General features: G+C 40.5%; 11 protein-coding genes. All 11 read left to right on the top strand.

Annotated features, from left to right (window positions below; all coding sequences use genetic code 11):
- Positions 1-54 precede the first annotated feature (54 nt).
- Positions 55-2,922, top strand: coding sequence for a SusC/RagA family TonB-linked outer membrane protein (locus BUB03_RS01520; protein ID WP_073059769.1), 2,868 nt, complete (start codon positions 55-57; stop codon positions 2,920-2,922).
- A gap of 12 nt (positions 2,923-2,934) precedes the next feature.
- Positions 2,935-4,896 carry a RagB/SusD family nutrient uptake outer membrane protein gene (locus BUB03_RS01515; RefSeq protein WP_040994515.1) on the top strand — a complete coding sequence of 654 codons (1,962 nt, stop codon included), beginning with the start codon at positions 2,935-2,937 and terminating at the stop codon, positions 4,894-4,896.
- An 85-nt stretch (positions 4,897-4,981) separates the two neighbouring features.
- The gene (gene uxuA / locus BUB03_RS01510; protein WP_073059767.1) at positions 4,982-6,157 is read left to right on the top strand and encodes a mannonate dehydratase; all 1,176 of its coding nucleotides are present in this window, start codon (positions 4,982-4,984) and stop codon (positions 6,155-6,157) included.
- Between the two features lie 31 nt (positions 6,158-6,188).
- Positions 6,189-7,004, top strand: coding sequence for an SDR family oxidoreductase (locus tag BUB03_RS01505; protein ID WP_073059765.1), 816 nt, complete (start codon positions 6,189-6,191; stop codon positions 7,002-7,004).
- A 123-nt stretch (positions 7,005-7,127) separates the two neighbouring features.
- Positions 7,128-8,546, top strand: a complete 1,419-nt coding sequence (gene uxaC, locus BUB03_RS01500; RefSeq protein WP_073059763.1) for a glucuronate isomerase — start codon at positions 7,128-7,130, stop codon at positions 8,544-8,546.
- Positions 8,536-9,549: a sugar kinase gene (locus BUB03_RS01495; protein WP_228417733.1), complete on the top strand. Its 1,014-nt coding sequence runs from the start codon at positions 8,536-8,538 to the stop codon at positions 9,547-9,549. The genes uxaC and BUB03_RS01495 overlap by 11 nt, the downstream gene beginning before the upstream one ends.
- Positions 9,546-10,181 carry a bifunctional 4-hydroxy-2-oxoglutarate aldolase/2-dehydro-3-deoxy-phosphogluconate aldolase gene (locus tag BUB03_RS01490; RefSeq protein WP_073059759.1) on the top strand — a complete coding sequence of 212 codons (636 nt, stop codon included), beginning with the start codon at positions 9,546-9,548 and terminating at the stop codon, positions 10,179-10,181. The genes BUB03_RS01495 and BUB03_RS01490 overlap by 4 nt, the downstream gene beginning before the upstream one ends.
- Positions 10,182-11,456: an MFS transporter gene (locus BUB03_RS01485; RefSeq protein WP_073059757.1), complete on the top strand. Its 1,275-nt coding sequence runs from the start codon at positions 10,182-10,184 to the stop codon at positions 11,454-11,456.
- A 36-nt stretch (positions 11,457-11,492) separates the two neighbouring features.
- Complete coding sequence (locus tag BUB03_RS01480; RefSeq protein ID WP_073059755.1) at positions 11,493-13,976, top strand: glycoside hydrolase family 95 protein; 2,484 nt, start codon at positions 11,493-11,495, stop codon at positions 13,974-13,976.
- A gap of 37 nt (positions 13,977-14,013) precedes the next feature.
- Complete coding sequence (locus tag BUB03_RS01475; protein WP_073059753.1) at positions 14,014-15,732, top strand: glycoside hydrolase family 43 protein; 1,719 nt, start codon at positions 14,014-14,016, stop codon at positions 15,730-15,732.
- 154 nt (positions 15,733-15,886) lie between these two features.
- Positions 15,887-17,494 (top strand): glycoside hydrolase family 43 protein, encoded by a 1,608-nt coding sequence (locus tag BUB03_RS01470; protein WP_083538850.1) that lies wholly within the window; start codon positions 15,887-15,889, stop codon positions 17,492-17,494.
- Positions 17,495-17,533: the final 39 nt, after the last annotated feature.

The following is a 17,533-nucleotide window of genomic DNA, read 5'->3' as shown; positions in this document are numbered from 1 at the left end:
CTCTATAATTATTAAACAGCCTTTTATTCAACAACTAAACTAAAAATAATAATTATGAACCGATTTTATTTCAATAAAAGCAATAGGGCGGCATTATTTTTTGCAATGACTTTATTGCCTTCCGGCATAGCATATTCACAGGTTAAAAAAGATACGGTAGCTAAAGAAAATAAAATAGAAGAAGTTGTCGTAATCGGATATGGTACGCAGAAAAAAGAAGCTGTTACAGGATCTGTTGCTTCATTAAGCGGCAGTGCTATAAAAGAAGTACCTTCCGCCAATATTACAGAAGCCATTCAGGGCCGCCTTCCCGGTGTCGATATTGGAAGGACTTCAACAAAACCGGGAGCTGTGCAGCAGATTCGTATCAGAGGTGAACGTTCTTTAACAGGGTCCAACGATCCTCTGATTGTACTGGACGGTATTCCGTTCGTTGGATCTTTAGGAGATATAAGTCCGTCAGACATTAAAACCTTGGATGTTCTTAAAGATGCTTCCGCTACTGCTATTTATGGTTCCCGTGGTGCCAATGGAGTTATTATCATTACTACCAACAGGGGAGGAAAAGGCCAAAGACCGAGATTTTCATATAATGCATACACAGGATTTCAGACTTTGTTTTCTAAATATCCGATAATGGATGGTCCTAAGCTTGCAAAACTAAGAGCGGATGCTAACCTCTTTACCAACGGTCCGGATGAGGTTAACGGAACAGATACCGATTGGCAGGATCAATATTATGGTGTTGGATTGATGATGAATCATGATGTTGCAGTTACAGGCGGAACGGAAAAAGGAGGGTATAATTTCGGTGTTGCCTATTTTCAGCAAAATGGTGTGGTTCCTTTGCAAAAATATAAAAGGCTTTCCATACGAGGAGCTCTGGACCAGGAAATTAATTCATGGTTAAAAGTTGGGTTTTCAACGAATTCCAATTTTTCGGTGAATGATTTTAATGGAGTAAGCGGGGCACCTGTTTTAGGGTATTCACCATTGGTAAGTCCCTATCTTGCAGACGGATCACCAAGATTAAGAACAACATTTGCAAACGTTGACCAGACGGCTCTGCAAACAAGATCAATTCTGGAAGGGCTGGGTGATGCTTATGCAGACCGTACCAATGCTTTCAGTTCTTATAACAACTTGTATGGAGAAATTAAAATTCCAGGGGTTGAAGGTCTTAAATACAGATTAAACGTTGGCTTAACCTACAGAAACTCAAACAGTGGCTACTATCTGGGAACAGGGGCATTAAATTATCAGGCAGCTACTTTATCTTCAGCAAGCATAAGCAATTCTCTGACCACACAATGGGTTTTGGAAAACCTTTTAACCTATGACAGAAGTTTTGGTAAGCATAAAATTAGTGCAACAGCATTATATTCAGCTGAGCAGACAAGATTTAACAGCTCATCGATTGCTGCCCGCGATGTGCCTATTGATGCTTTCCAGTATTTCAATTTAGGCCATGCACAAGGTGAAATAACCATAGATCCTAACAACCAGGGATATTGGAGAAGAGGTCTGATGTCTTTCATGGGAAGAGCAATGTATCAATACGATAACCGTTACATGTTGACGGCAACAGTAAGATCAGACGGTGCTTCGGTATTGGCAAAAGGGCATCAGTGGCATACTTACCCGGCAGTTTCGATAGGGTGGAATGTAGCCAATGAAAGCTTCCTGCGAGATTCGAAATACATTAATATGTTAAAGTTACGTGCCGGCTTCGGTCAAACATCCAATCAGGCTATTGCTCCGTACACCACTTTTGGTAGTTTAAGTACTACACCATACAATTTTGGAGGAACTAATGTTATAGGTAACTATGTGAGTTCGGCTCCAAATGCGTCTTTAGGATGGGAATTTTCGAAAACCTGGAACTATGGTTTAGATTTTTCGATTTTTAACAAGAGAATAACAGGTACGGTAGAATATTATGTGACCAATACAGAAAAATTATTGCTGAGCAAAGGCTTACCTGCATCCAGTGGATTAGGTTCCGTTACCGAGAATGTTGGTGCCTCTCAGAATAAAGGTTTAGAGATATCACTTAATGCAGTGGTGATTGATAATCCTGATGGTTTCAGCTGGGAAGTAGGAGGTAACTTATCTGCCAACAGAAATAAAATTACAGCCCTTGCTTCCGGGATGGATAGAAACGTGAACAATTTATGGTTTGTAGGGTATAACATTAATGCCTTGTACGATTATCAATACATTGGCCTCTGGCAGCAGGGAGATCCGTATTTGAATATTCTGGAGCCACAGGTTGGTGCGGCACCGGGAATGATCAAAGTATTATACACCGGAGAATACAATGCCGATGGTTCACCAAAGAGAGCAATCAATGAAGCCGACAGACAGATCATCAACACCAATCCTGATTTCATCGGTGGTTTCAATACAAGACTCGCTTATAAAAATATAGATTTAAGCATTGTAGGGGCTTTCCAGAAAGGTGGAGTACTGATCAGTTCTATTTATGGTTCAGCAGGTTACCTTAACAGATTAACAGGTAGAGGAAACAACGTCGATGTAGATTACTGGACCGAGGAAAATCCTGATGTAAGATACCCGAAACCAGGTGGTTTATTAAGTGGGGATAATCCTAAATATGCCTCAACTCTTGCTTTGTTTGATGCATCTTTTGTGAAGATCAGAACGATTACCCTGGGATATAATTTTAATAAAAATGTTCTGGAAAATTTAGGAGTTAGTAATCTTAGGCTATATGTGACAGTACAGAATCCGTTTGTATTTGGCTCTCCTTATTACAGACATTCTGGCATGGATCCGGAACCCAATTCAAGAGGTAATGAAAATCAGGCTGTGAACTCATATAAGGCCAATCAGCTTATTATAGGTACAAACAACCCGTCTACGAGAAATTATATGATGGGGCTAAATCTAACCTTTTAAAAATCAGAAATCATGATCAATCTAAATAAAAAATTCATTGCTGCTTTATTTCTAGCTTCAGTAGCATTTACAACTACAGGTTGTAATGAGATATTGGATGAACAACCAAGAGGAATTTATACTCCGGAAGACTTTACAACGGAAAGAGGAATATCACAAGGGGTTACGTCTTTATACAGACAGTTGAGATTGCTTTACGGAAACGGTTACTGGTTAAATGCCAATATGACTGGTACAGATGAAGCTACCTGGGGACAGAGTGCAGACGGTAATTTTAAGGATCTTGATATGACGGGGGGTGCAGGCAGCATCAATTCCAACACCTTTCCTACAAGTATGGTATGGGGTTCTGTATTTCCATCGATTAATACTGCAAATGGAATTATCCAGAACGGATCCGGGGCAGGTATAGCAGAATCACTGATTTCGGAAGCAAGATTTTTCCGCTCATTCTATTATTTCCTCTTAGTGCAGACCTACGGAGGTGTACCTCTTGATCTTGGGTCCGGTGAATTGGCTTTCAATATCAATCCGAAAACGACTTCGGTTAGAAATACAGTTACGGAAGTATATACTAAGGCAATATTCCCGGATTTAGTTAAAGCTGTGGAAAATCTTCCTGCCAGCCCGCGGGTAAAAGGTGGAGTGACCAAAAATGTAGCCCGTTTATATTTGGCAAAAGCCTACTTAACTTATGGATGGTGGCTGCAAAATCCTAACAGCATCCCGACATACCCTGACACTCCTCGCACGGATCCAGATGGCCACAATGCACAATGGTACTTTCAACAGGCTTATGACGTTGCTTTAGCAGCCATTAATAATCCCGGACCTTACGCGTTGCAGCCAACTTACTATGACGTTAATTTAGGATCAAATGACCGTAATAGTGAATGTATGCTGTATGCAGACCATACAGAAACCAGTGCCTATTTCAATGAAGGGGTAATTCAGGCAAGCTATGGAGATGGATGGTCACCCAATAATTTCGCATCCTGGATGATGACATGGAACTATACCAATCTTAAAAGCAGTACCTCTGCAACAACATGGACGCCGGCAAGCTCTGTACAGCGTGCAGCTTTCCAGCCGCTCGGAAGACCTTGGGTAAGAATGGCTCCTACCATCGAAGTCATTAAAAATACATTCTCAGATAAAACCAATGATTCAAGATATGACGGGACATTTACAACAGTATACCGTGGTAACTGGGATAAAGAAGGAACCGGGCTTACCAATGTAGGGACGCTTTATAATGCCAATAACCTTCCGATACAGCCTAATGCTCCGGTTTTAACCTTTTTAAATGATGATTCTCAAACTCCGACGTATCCAACCAATGCAGGCCAAAGCGGAATCGGTGCCGGTACACTGCCGGGAAGAGCCGACTGGGTAATTGCCCCTAGCGGAATCAGCAGAATCGTATATCCTGGGATCTGGAAAATTGGTCCTTACAGAACAGATAACGGAAATGGGTTAGGCTATCCGAATCCGAGTCATACACGTCCTTTCTATGCCGCAAAATTCTCCGAGCTGTATTTCATTGCAGCAGAAGCGGCTGTAAAAGGAGCTTCCGGTGCAGTATCTGCCAGAGATTTAATTAATGTGATCCGTGCAAGAGCAGGAAAATGGCGTTGGGATAATAACGGAAATGTGACAAAAATACAGGATAACAGCGCTGCTATGATCGCAGCGACACCATCAACTATAACGATTGATTACATCTTGGCAGAAAGATCCAGAGAATATTTTGGCGAAGGCTACAGATGGTATGATTTGGTAAGAACCCAGACCTGGGCAGATAAGGCTGCATCATACTCCATTGGGGGAGCAAATTATGGAAATCATGCGCCACAAACAGTTACCAGGACCATACAACCTTTCCATTATCTGAGACCTATCCCTCAGGGACAGCTGGATGCTATGGAAGTATCTGCAGATATTAAGGCAAAATATCAGAATCCCGGATACTAATTTAAATTTTATTCTACATTCATATCAGTAACAGAGTAGGTGTGAAAGCACCTGCTTTGTTTAACTGAGTTAAATTTTAAAAATTATGGAAAAAACCTGGCGTTGGTTTGGCAAAAAAGACAAAATAAAACTCAACACGCTCCGTCAGATCGGAGTAGAAGGAATTGTTTCCGCACTGCATGATATCCCAAACGGAGAAATCTGGAATCTGGAGGTCATCAATGATTATAAGAACTATATAGAAAGCCACGGACTTCGCTGGTCTGTTGTGGAAAGTCTTCCCGTGAGTGAAGCCATCAAATACGGGGGTGAAGACCGTGACTCTTTAATAGAAAATTATATCACAAGCCTTGAAAATCTGGGTAAAGCAGGGGTTACAACAGTTTGCTACAACTTTATGCCTGTTCTCGACTGGGCAAGAACCGACCTCTTTCACGAGTGGGAAGACGGTTCGTCCTCACTTTATTTTAACAAAGCCAAGTTTGCGTACTTCGAAATTCATATTCTTCAAAGAGAAGGAGCCAAAAGCGATTATAATGCAGAAATCCTTCAGAAGGTAGAAGAATTAAAAAATTCCTTAACGGAAAAAGATAACAATGACCTGATAGATTCAGTCATTGTAAAAACACAGGGATTCGTGAATGGAAATATCAAAGAAGGTGAATTGAATCCTGTAGAAAAATTCAAAAGTTTATTGGCGTTATATGATGGAATCGATAAAGACAGATTACGCCAGAACATGAAATATTTCCTTGAAAAAATAATGCCTGTCTGTGAAAAATGGAATATTCAGATGTGCGTACATCCTGATGACCCTCCGTTTTCACTATTGGGCTTACCAAGAATAGTAACCAATGAAGAAGATATCGACTGGCTTCTGAAAGCTGTTGATAACCCTCACAACGGATTGACGTTCTGTGCCGGTTCTTTAAGTGCCAACCCTCAGAATGATGTTCCTAAACTGGCTCAGAAATTTGCCCACCGGACAAAATTCGTTCACCTGAGAAGTACAAATGTCTTTGAAAACGGTGATTTTATCGAAGCTCATCACCTGGGAGGAAGAGGAAAGCTCATTGAAGTAATCCGTGTATTCGAAAAAGAAAACCCTGATCTTCCGATGAGAATTGATCACGGAAGACTTTTAACAGAAGATATTGACAAAGGTTATAACCCAGGCTATTCATTTTTAGGAAGAATGCTGGCATTGGGTCAAATTGAAGGAGTAATGGCCGCAGTACAGTCGGAATTACAGAAAAATTAAACTGCGTTTGTAATAAATAATAAAAAGTAAAATGAAAGACCTGTTTAGTATTAAAAACAAAGTAGCAGTCATCACAGGGGCTTCGGGCGTTTTGGGAGGCAGCCTCGCCAAAAGTTTTATAGAAGCTGGAGCAAAAGTTGTCGCACTGGGAAGAAACCAGGAAACATTGGATGCCCGGGTAAAAGAACTTACGGATTTAGGAGGTGAGGCACTCGCTGTAGAAGCCAATGTGATGAATATTGAAAGCCTTGAAGCTGCTGTAGTAAAAATAAAAGAAAAGTATGGCAGCATTGACATTCTGCTCAATATAGCCGGGGGAAATATTCCGACGGCAACCTTATCTCCCGAACAGTCATTTTTTGATATGAATATGAAGGGATGGGCAGAGGTTACCGATCTTAATATCAACGGAACTGTTTACCCGAGCTATGTTTTCGGAAAAGTAATGGCAGAGCAGGGGAGTGGAAACATTATTAATATTTCTTCCATGGCCGCTTATTCTGCAATTACGAGAGTAGCCGGATATTCTGCAGCCAAATCAGCAATCACCAATTTTACCCAATGGCTGGCCTCTGATCTGGCATTGAAATTTGGAGATAAAATACGTGTCAATGCTGTGGCACCAGGATTTTTCATTGGAGACCAGAACCGTGCAATCCTTCTGAATCCGGATGGAAGCTTAACGGAGAGAAGTAAAAAAGTAATGGCTAAAACACCCATGCAGAGATTTGGAGAAGTGGAAGAGCTGAGCGGTGTTGTACAGTTTCTGTGTTCAGAAGCCGCCAGTTTTATCACAGGAGCACTGATTCCTGTTGACGGAGGCTTCAGCGCATTCAGTGGAGTATAAAAGACTAATTTCTTCATATGCAGTGAGCAGGGCCTTAATGGTTTCATTCATGGCCCTGTTTTTAAAATGTCGACTTTCTTAAATATTTAAAGAGAGTAAAATCCAGTATTGTAAAAGTAAATAATGAGTAATTCCATTAAAAATAAAGACGTTTTCGGAGAATTGTTTTTGCTTGAATCAGCAAAAGCAGAGAATCTGTATTTCGGGTATGCCAAAGACATGCCGGTTATTGATTATCACAATCATCTTGAGCCGGATGTTATTTCTGCCAATCAAAACTTCCGTTCTCCAAACGCTATCTGGCTGGATGGTGACCATTACAAATGGAGAGCCATGAGAAATTTCGGCATTGATGAACAGTTTATTTCCGGAAATGCTTCAGATCAGGAAAAATTCAGGAAATGGGCAGAAGTAGTGCCTTATACCCTTCGTAACCCGCTGTTTCACTGGACCCATCTGGAGCTCAAAAATCCTTTTAGTATCAACGAATATTTATCACCCAATAATGCAGATGCCGTGTATCATCAGATGAATGAAAGTCTGCAGACACCTGGTTTTTTACCACAATCCATTATTGAAAATTTTAAAGTAGAAGCCTTATGTACTACAGATGATCCTGCTGATGATCTGGTTCATCATAAAGCTTTAAAACACAGTGGGTTTAAAACAGCTGTTCTTCCGGCTTTCCGCCCGGATGCCTATATCAATATGATTAATCCCGAACAGTATCTTTCAGGAATTAAAAAGCTTGAAAAAGTCTGTGGGTTTTCAATCACATCAGCTTCTGATCTTCTGGACGCACTTCAGGGCAGAATCAATTATTTTGTGGAAGCAGGAGCAAAAGTGGCCGATCATGGGTTTGAATATTTCCCGGATACCACGAAATGGAACCATAGCCTTGAAAAAGAATTTTCCGAATTCCTGAAGGGCAACCTCTCAACATTTTCCGATCCTGAAGCTTTATGCGGCTATATGCTGAAAGAGCTTTGTAAAATGTATGCAGAAAAAGGCTGGGTACAGCAGTTTCACGTAGGGGCAACCCGAAACAATAATTCAGAAATGTTCAGGAAAATGGGTGCCAATGCAGGGTATGATGCCATTGGAGAACCGTATTACGCACAGAGATTGAGCGTTTTGCTTGATGAGCTGAATACGGAAGGAAAGCTGACCAAAACTATTATTTACAATCTGAATCCGGCATTTAATGAAGTTCTGGCATCCCTTGCCGGAAACTTCAACGAAGGAGGAATCAAATCCAAGGTACAGTTTGGAGCAGCCTGGTGGTTTCTCGATCAGCTCGACGGGATGACAAAACAGATGAATACACTTTCCAATATCGGTCTGATCAGCACTTTTGTAGGGATGCTTACCGATTCCCGAAGCCTGCTGTCATTCTCAAGACATGATTATTTCAGAAGGCTTCTGTGCAACCTGTTCGGAAGTGAAATAGAAAGAGGACTTCTTCCCGATGATGAAAAATGGGTCGGAAAAATCATTCAGGATATCTGTTATCACAATACAAAAAACTATTTTGAAATCTAATACCATGCAGAATTCGGCTAAAATACTATGTTTTGGGGAACTGCTTTTCCACTTTGCCCCGGATTCCGAAGGAAACTGGCTCAATGAGCAGTCTCTTAAGATGTACATAGGTGGAGCTGAATATAATGTGGCAGCAGCACTTTCCCAGTGGAAGAATTCTGTGAAATTATTATCAGCTTTGCCGGAAAATTTCGTAGGAAACCAGCTGGAATCCCAGCTTAAAAATAAAGGAATAGAAGTCCTTGCAGAAAAAACTCAAGGGAGAATAGGAACATTTTATCTTTCTTCCGATGGAGATATGCAGAATGCCTCAGTGGTGTACGATCGTTTTCCGTCTGTTTTTACCCAATCGGGTTTTGAAACTTTTAGTGATGATGAGATATTTTCAGAGGTAAAATGGCTGCATATCAGTACCATTACGCCGGCTTTGAGTGACAATGCATTCCGTAAATGTTTACAGATCATGAAAGAAGCCAGAACAAGAAATATTGCGGTTTCTCTTGATCTGAATTACAGAGCGTTGCTTTGGCAAAACCAGAATCCTCACAAAATTAAAGAGCTGATGCCTTTTGTGAATGTTCTCATGGGAAATATCTGGTCTGTGGAGCAGTTCCTGGAAATTCCTGTTGAGTACGAGCTTAACGGAAAATTTGATGATGAAAACCTTCTGAAACAAGCCGAAAAAACAGCGTTGGAAATCAGGAAGCAATTTCCGGATGTGGAAAAAATTGCGAATACCTTCCGTTTTACAAACGGAGAACAGGTGAATTACTTTGCCACCTTATTTACTGATGAACAGCTTTTGATTTCAGAAAAATATAATTCAGATACCATTGAAGAAAGGGTAGGAAGCGGTGATTCTTTCATGGCCGCTTTGATTCATGGAATTTTAAAAGGAAATCCTGAACAGCAGGTTCTGGAAGATGCGACAAAAGTTGCTTTTAAAAAGCTTTTTGTAAAAGGAGATACCATTAATGAAAGCATTAATATCGAAACATTATGAGTGAAATAGTACAAAAAATAAAAGACCAGAAAATCGTTCCGTTGTTTTATAACGAATCGTTTGAAGTCTCAAAAAATATCATAAAAGCTTTATACGAAGCAGGAATCCGTGTGATAGAATACACAAACCGCGGCCATCAGGCACTGGAAAATTTCACTAAGCTGAAAGAAATTTCACATATCGAATTTCCAGGTCTTCTGTTAGGAATCGGGACGGTAAAAAACATAAAAGAAATGGATGATTATGCCAGTGTAAAAGCAGATTTCATCATTACACCTGTCATCAGTGAAGCATTGGTAAACCATGCTCTCGAAAAAAACATCCTACTGATTCCGGGTTGCTTTACCCCTTCCGATATCAATATTGCATTTCAGAATGGATTAACTCTGGTTAAAATATTCCCGGCAGATGCTTTAGGGAAGAACTACATCAAATCGGTGCAACCTGTTTTTCCGGGAATGAATTTTATGCCAACCGGAGGAATCCATGCTGAAACTGAAGATATCAGAGAATGGCTCAATGGAGGTGCCATAGCAGCAGGGTTGGGAAGCTCTCTCATCGGAAAAGATAATAATGAAGAAGAATTGACTCTGAAAACAAAAAATTTATTACAACAACTTAATCATAACTAAATGCAGGCTCCTCAAAACCGCAATATAAGATGGTGGATGCTGTCTCTTGTCTTCCTCGCCACTACGATCAATTACCTTGACCGTCAGGTAATGGGTTTGCTGAAACCTGTGCTGGAAAAAGAATTCAGCTGGGATGAAAAAGATTACAGTTATATTGTAATGGCTTTTACCACGACTTATGCCATCGGTTATATGGCGATGGGAAGGTTTATAGACAGGGTAGGAACCAAAATCGGGTATGCGGTTTCCCTTATTGTATGGAGTTTGGCCTCGATAGGACACGGTTTTGTAAAAAGTACCATCGGGTTTATCATTGCGAGAAGTACCTTAGGCATCAGTGAAGCAGGAAATTTCCCTGCCGCCATCAAATCAGTGGCTGAATGGTTTCCCAAAAAAGAAAGAGCACTGGCAACGGGAATTTTTAACTCAGGAGCGACGGTGGGAGCTATTTTAGCACCGTTATTGGTTCCGTTCATTCTCGGACATTACGGCTGGAGACAGACTTTTGTATGGATTGGTGCTTTGGGTATGGTTTGGATTGTCCTTTGGTGGAAATTCTATGCCGTACCGGAGAAAACAAAAAATCTCAACAAAGAAGAACTGCAATACATAAAAAGTGATCAGGCTGAAAAGACAGAAGAGAAAACCAAAATTCCTTTATCGGAATTACTGAAATATAAAGTAACATGGTCATTTGCCATCGGTAAAATGTTAACCGATCCTATCTGGTATTTCTTTATGTTCTGGCTGCCCGCGTATTTTTCGGATGTATTCAAAATGGATTTAACAAAACCATCCCTTCCATTGATTATTATTTACAGCGGAACCACGATCGGAAGTATTGGTGGAGGATATCTCTCATCATTTCTGATCAAAAAAGGATGGGCCATCGGAAGGGCCAGAAGTATTACGATGTTATTATTTGCTTTGATGGTGGTTCCGGTCATGTTCTCAAAATATGTAGATAATATGTGGATGATCACGGTTATCATTGCTTTTGCAACAGCCGCACACCAGGGTTGGGGAGCCAATCTTATGACCACGGTCGGAGACCAGTTACCCAACAGCTATGTCAGCTCTGTCATTGGTTTTGGCGGAATGCTCGGTTCAGCGGCAGGAATTATTTTTCCATTGTTCATCGGGATCGTTTTGGACACATTCAAAAAGGCAGGAAATGTCAATGGCGGTTACAATATTATTTTCTTTATCGCAGGAATTTCATATGTTGCAGCCTGGGGACTCATTTCGTTGATTAACAGAAAGAAAACAGCTTAATATAAAAGTAATACAGTTTGAAATTTAAAAAGTAAAATGAAATCCGGGCTTTACATCACCATAGGTCTTCTGATCAGTATATTTTCCTTTGCCCAGAAAGGAGGAAAGTATAAGCTGTGGTATGATAAGCCCGCAAAACAATGGGTGGAAGCTCTACCAATAGGAAACGGAAACATGGCAGCTATGGTCTATGGAGACCCTTATCAGGAAAAGCTTCAGCTGAACGAAGGGACATTCTGGTCCGGAGGTCCTTCCCGAAATGATAATCCGGATGCTCCAAAAGTTCTCGATTCCATCCGGTATTATTTATTTAACGGAAACTATAAAAGAGCCCAGATTCTTGCGGATAAGGGATTAACAGCTAAAACAGTTCACGGTTCGGCATTTCAGAATATTGGTGATTTTACACTGGATCTGAATAACCTTAAAGAGATCAGAAATTATTACAGAGAACTGGACATTGAAAAAGCAATCGCAACCACTACATTTACCTCTGGTGGCATTAATTTTAAAAGAGAAGTTTTTGCCTCAATTCCTGATCATGTAATCGTTATTAAATTAAGCTCAGATCACAAAAATGCTCTGAATTTTAAAGCAAAATTCAACAGCGAGCTTAAAAAGAACGTCAAAGCTATTGATGCCAATATTTTACAGATGGATGGGATTTCTTCCACATTAGATGGCATTCAGGGGCAGGTGAAATTCAATGCACTGGCAAAACTCATGACCAAAGGTGGCAAAACTCAGATCTTAGAGAGCGGAATTTCAGTAAGCAATGCTCATGAGGTCATGATTCTAATTTCCATTGCGACTAATTTTACAGACTATAAAAATTTAAATACAGACGAAGTTGCAAAAGCCAGAAAGTATATTGAAACAGCGGCAAATAAAAGTTTCAAAACTTTAGTTCAAAACCATCTGAGTGTTTATCAGAACTATTTTAAAAGAGTAGATCTGGATTTAGGAACTTCTGAAGCTTCAAAAAATCCAACGGATATCAGGATTAAAAATTTTGCAAAAGGTTATGATCCGGAACTTGTTTCATTATATTATCAGTTCGGGCGTTATCTCCTGATTTCTTCCTCTCAGCCGGGTGGCCAGCCCGCGAATTTGCAGGGGATCTGGAACAATTCCAATAAACCGGCCTGGGACAGCAAGTATACGATTAACATCAATACGGAAATGAATTACTGGCCGGCGGAAAAGACCAACCTTCCTGAAATGCATGAACCATTGATCCGGATGATAAAAGATTTGAGCGAAACAGGAAGAGAAACTGCAAAAACAATGTACAACAGCCGTGGCTGGGTAGCACATCATAATACCGATATCTGGAGAATAACAGGAGTGGTGGATTTTGCCAATGCCGGAATGTGGCCGATGGGTGGAGCCTGGCTTTCACAGCATTTGTGGGAAAAATATTTATACAGCGGAGACAAAAACTATCTGCGAACCATTTATCCTGTTCTGAAATCTGCAGCACAGTTCTATGAAGATTTCCTGATTGAAGAGCCTGCGAATCACTGGCTGGTAGCAAGCCCGTCAATGTCCCCCGAAAATATTCCGCAGGAACACCAGAGAAGTGCTCTGGCAGCGGGAAATACAATGGACAATCAATTGATGTTCGACTTGTTCACCAAAACAAAAAAGGCGGCACAGATTCTCAATACAGATTCAGAGAAAATTCAGGTCTGGAACACTATTATTTCAAAATTACCGCCGATGAAAATCGGAAGCTACGGACAATTGCAGGAATGGATGGAAGACCTGGACGATCCTAAAGATAACCACAGACATGTTTCGCATCTATACGGATTATTTCCTTCCAACCAGATCAATCCCTTTACCACACCGGAATTGCTGGACGCTTCCAGAACCGTACTCGTTCATCGTGGTGATGTATCTACAGGCTGGTCAATGGGCTGGAAAGTCAATCTCTGGGCTAAGTTATTAGACGGAAATCACGCCAATAAATTAATAAAAGATCAGTTAACACTGGTAGAAAAAGACGGTTGGGGCAGCAAAGGCGGAACATATCCGAATCTTTTCGATGCACATCCGCCATTCCAGATTGATGGAAATTTTGGCTGTACTTCCGGGATTACCGAAATGCTTCTGCAGACTCAAAATGGTTTTATAGACATTCTTCCCGCACTTCCGGATGAGTGGAAAAACGGCAGCATTTCCGGGCTGAAGGCGTATGGAGGCTTTGAAGTCAGCGTGATCTGGGAAAACAACAAAGCTAAAGAAATCACTATAAAATCCGGATTGGGAGGAAACTGCAGAATAAGGCTTCCGAATGAAATGCAGCTTTCCGGAAATACACAACTGAAAAAAGCAGAAGGTAAAAACCCGAATTCTTTTTTTGAAATTCCGGAAACTCCAAAACCACTAATTTCTGACAAAGCAAAATTGAATCCTGTTGAAATTAAAACTGATCTTATCTATGATTTCCCGACAGAAGCAGGGAAGGTGTATACATTAAGATGGAGTAATAAAAGCTCTGAAGGAACAATTTAAAATTAAATAATTACAATAAAAACTAAAAAATCTATATATGAAAAAGAGTCTAATGAATCCTGTTTTTTTAAGAAATAAAACCAATGTCATCGCAGTGGCTGCCTTACTTTCCATCAGTAACCTCTCTGCACAGACTTTTTCCGACTTCAACTACCATGGAAACGATAAAATATATAATGACAACCCTCTTAAGCCGGACGAGTTCTATTCCCCGATTTTACAGGGCTGCTATCCCGACCCCAGCATTACCAAAAAAGGTGATGATTATTACCTGGTAAACTCTTCTTTCTCAATGTTTCCGGGCGTTCCGATTTTCACTTCCAAGGATTTGGTCAATTGGAAACAGGTTGGGCACGTTCTCGACAGGCCTTCTCAGCTTAAGGTGGAAAAAGGAGGTGTTTCTCATGGGATTTATGCACCTGATATCAAATACAATAAACACAACGATACATTTTATATGATCACTACCCAGATTGCGGGCGGTATCGGAAATATGGTCGTAAAAACCAAAGATCCGGCAAAAGGGTGGAGCGAAGTTCAGAAATTGAATTTTGACGGTATTGATCCTGCCATTTTCTTTGATGATGACGGAAAAGCTTACATCGTTCACAACGACGCGCCACCAAAAGGAAGCGAGCAGTATCAAGGTCACCGCGTTATCAAAATGTGGGATTACGATCTGGAAAAAGACCAGGTTGTTGCAGGTTCAGACAGAATTATTGTAAACGGTGGAGTCGACCTTTCTCAAAAACCCATTTGGATTGAAGGTCCGCATTTGTACAAATACAAAGGGAAATATTACCTGATGTGTGCAGAAGGAGGAACCGGAGGCAACCATAGCGAAGTGATTTTTATGGCAGATTCTCCGAAAGGACCATTTGTTCCCGCTAAAAATAATCCGATTCTTACGCAAAGATATTTTCCGAGAGACCGAAAAGAAAAAGTGGATTGGGCAGGTCACGCAGATTTGGTGGAAGGCCCGGACGGACAATGGTATGGCGTATTTTTAGCAATTCGTCCGAATGTAAACAACCGTGTTACCAAAGGCCGTGAAACTTTCATTCTTCCTGTAGACTGGAGCGGAACGTATCCTGTGTTCCAAAATGGCTTGGTTCCAATGAAACCAAAATTGAAAATGCCGCAGGGCGTTCAGAATCAAACTGGGCAAAATGGATTTTTTCCGAACGGAAACTTTACCTATAACGATAAATTAACCGATAAAAATCTCGATTTCCGATGGATTGGGATGCGCGGACCGCGTGAGAATTTCATTACCGCCACGAAAAATGGCGTAAAAGTGAATCCTATGGAAACTAATATCAAAGCGTTGGCTCCAGTTTCGGCATTATTCCACAGATTACAGCACGAAGATTTTGAAACTTCCGTAACCTTAGATTATAAACCAAAATCGGAAAAAGAATTGGCTGGAATCACCCTCTACCAAAGCGAAACATTCAATTATGTTTTCGGAATAACGAAAAAAGATAAAGATTTCTACATCGTATTGGAAAGAACAGAAAAAGGCCAATCAAAATTGATTGCAAGCGAAAAAATTTCACTTTCAAAGAGTATCAAATTTCAGGCTACAGGAGAAAAAGATGAAATCAGCTTCAATTATTCTTTGGACGGCAAAAATTTCAAAAATCTGGGAGGACCGGTTTCAGGAGATATACTTTCTACTGATGTAGCGGGAGGTTTTACGGGGAGTCTTATCGGACTGTACAGCACCTCTTCCAATGATATTGTACCGCAATAGTATAATAGTATGAAAGAACTGTCATTCTGAATGGACTGAAGTGAAATGAAGAATCTCTTCTTTTACTGACAGTAGAGAAAAAATACTTTAGTGACAGCAATTAAGTATTTTAAATTGAAAAACTAAGTGTAAAAACCAAACATCACAATACATTTTGAAAATCAAAATATCTTATATAGTTTCTTTTTTGGGGTTTATCGGGCTGAATCTTCTTTCAGCCCAGGTAAATCCTTCCGGAAAACAGAGTACTGCATTTACCAATCCCATCATCTGGGCAGATGCACCGGATTTATCCATTACCAGAAACGGAAATGATTTTTACCTGATCAGCACCACTATGCATCTGATGCCGGGAGCTCCGGTAATGCATTCCAGAGATCTGGTACATTGGGAAATGTCCGGGTATGTTTTTGATACCTTGAATGATAATTCAAAATATGATTTATTGAACGGAACCGTTTACGGCAGAGGCCAATGGGCTTCATCAATCCGCTACCATAAAGGGAAATATTATGTTTTGTTTTCTCCGAATGATGAACCTTTCAAATCCTATTTCTATGTGACTGATGATCCCGAAAAAGGAAAATGGAAGCTCATCACCAGAACACGGCATTTTCACGATGCATCACTTTTTTTCGATGATGATGACAGGATCTATGTTTTCACTTCCAACAAAGTTTTTGAACTGAGTCCTGATTTTAAAGAAGTGATCGGAAATCCGGATGGAACTGAGGTATTTCAGAAAGATGCTTCGGAAACCGGACTTCTGGAAGGTAATCAGATCATCAAAAGAAACGGAAAATATTATATGATGATGATATCATGGCCAAGAAACGGAAAACGCCGTCAGGTAGTCTACAGGGCAGATAAAGTGACAGGTCCTTACGAGAAAAAAGTAATTCTGGAAGATAATTTTTTAGGATTTTCCTATGCAGGTCAGGGCGCTTTGATAGATGATAAAAACGGAAACTGGTATTCTCTTATTTTCCAGGACAGAAACGGAGTGGGACGAGTTCCGCTGCTTCTGCCTGTACAATGGGAAAATGACTGGCCAGTACTGGGGGATAACGGAAAAGTTCCTTTGAAAGGAGAAGTTCCGCTTCCGCCATTCAAACCGAAAAATCACCTGGTGGAAAGCGATGAGTTCTCTGACAAAAAAATGAAAATTCAATGGCAATGGAATCATAATCCTGGGAATGAAGCATGGTCTTTATCCGAAAGAAAAGGCTTTCTGAGGCTGAAAACCAGCAGGGTGGTAGACAATCTATACGCGGCACCCAACACTTTGACCCAGAGAATGGAAGGTCCGACTTCTTCAGCAGTTGTCGCAATGGACCTTAAAGGAATGAAAGATGGTGATGTTGCGGGTTTCAGTGCCTTCAACGGGGACTCCGGGATTTTGTCAGTAGTGAAGGAAGGTGAAGAAAAATTCATTGTTTTTTCAACCAACGAAGTGAGCCTGGACAATAAAACAAAAGCCATTACAGGGGTTGAAAAAGAAGAAAAAAAACGAGTTCCTCTCAATTCTGATAAAGTTTTTCTGCGTATCGATGCCAATTTTAACCTCGGGAAAGATCTTGCAGACTTTTATTACAGTACTGATCAGAAAAACTGGACGGAAATGGCAAAAGACTACAAAATGATCTTTGATTACCGGAGATTCTTTATGGGTTCGAAATTCGCAGTTTTTAATTATGCCACTAAAAATACCGGAGGCTTTGTAGATGTAGATTTTTTCAGAGTCAGTGAAGCTGGAAAATAAGAATCAAAAGCAGAGAAAAGTCTGCTGTAAACAGTTAAG

It is taken from the genome of Chryseobacterium oranimense (genome assembly GCF_900129755.1).
Classification (GTDB): domain Bacteria; phylum Bacteroidota; class Bacteroidia; order Flavobacteriales; family Weeksellaceae; genus Chryseobacterium; species Chryseobacterium oranimense.
The sequence above is the reverse complement of the archived record's forward strand: the minus strand, read 5'-3'. Positions and strand labels throughout refer to the sequence as shown.

Excerpts from the sequence above, each read along its gene's own strand:
- BUB03_RS01475 (WP_073059753.1), top strand. The coding sequence starts at position 14,014 with ATGAAAAAGAGTCTAATGAATCCTGTTTTTTTAAGAAATAAAACCAAT.
- BUB03_RS01515 (WP_040994515.1), top strand. The coding sequence starts at position 2,935 with ATGATCAATCTAAATAAAAAATTCATTGCTGCTTTATTTCTAGCTTCA.
- uxaC (WP_073059763.1), top strand. The coding sequence starts at position 7,128 with ATGAGTAATTCCATTAAAAATAAAGACGTTTTCGGAGAATTGTTTTTG.
- BUB03_RS01505 (WP_073059765.1), top strand. The coding sequence starts at position 6,189 with ATGAAAGACCTGTTTAGTATTAAAAACAAAGTAGCAGTCATCACAGGG.
- BUB03_RS01480 (WP_073059755.1), top strand. The coding sequence starts at position 11,493 with ATGAAATCCGGGCTTTACATCACCATAGGTCTTCTGATCAGTATATTT.
- BUB03_RS01485 (WP_073059757.1), top strand. The coding sequence starts at position 10,182 with ATGCAGGCTCCTCAAAACCGCAATATAAGATGGTGGATGCTGTCTCTT.
- uxuA (WP_073059767.1), top strand. The coding sequence starts at position 4,982 with ATGGAAAAAACCTGGCGTTGGTTTGGCAAAAAAGACAAAATAAAACTC.
- BUB03_RS01520 (WP_073059769.1), top strand. The coding sequence starts at position 55 with ATGAACCGATTTTATTTCAATAAAAGCAATAGGGCGGCATTATTTTTT.
- BUB03_RS01490 (WP_073059759.1), top strand. The coding sequence starts at position 9,546 with ATGAGTGAAATAGTACAAAAAATAAAAGACCAGAAAATCGTTCCGTTG.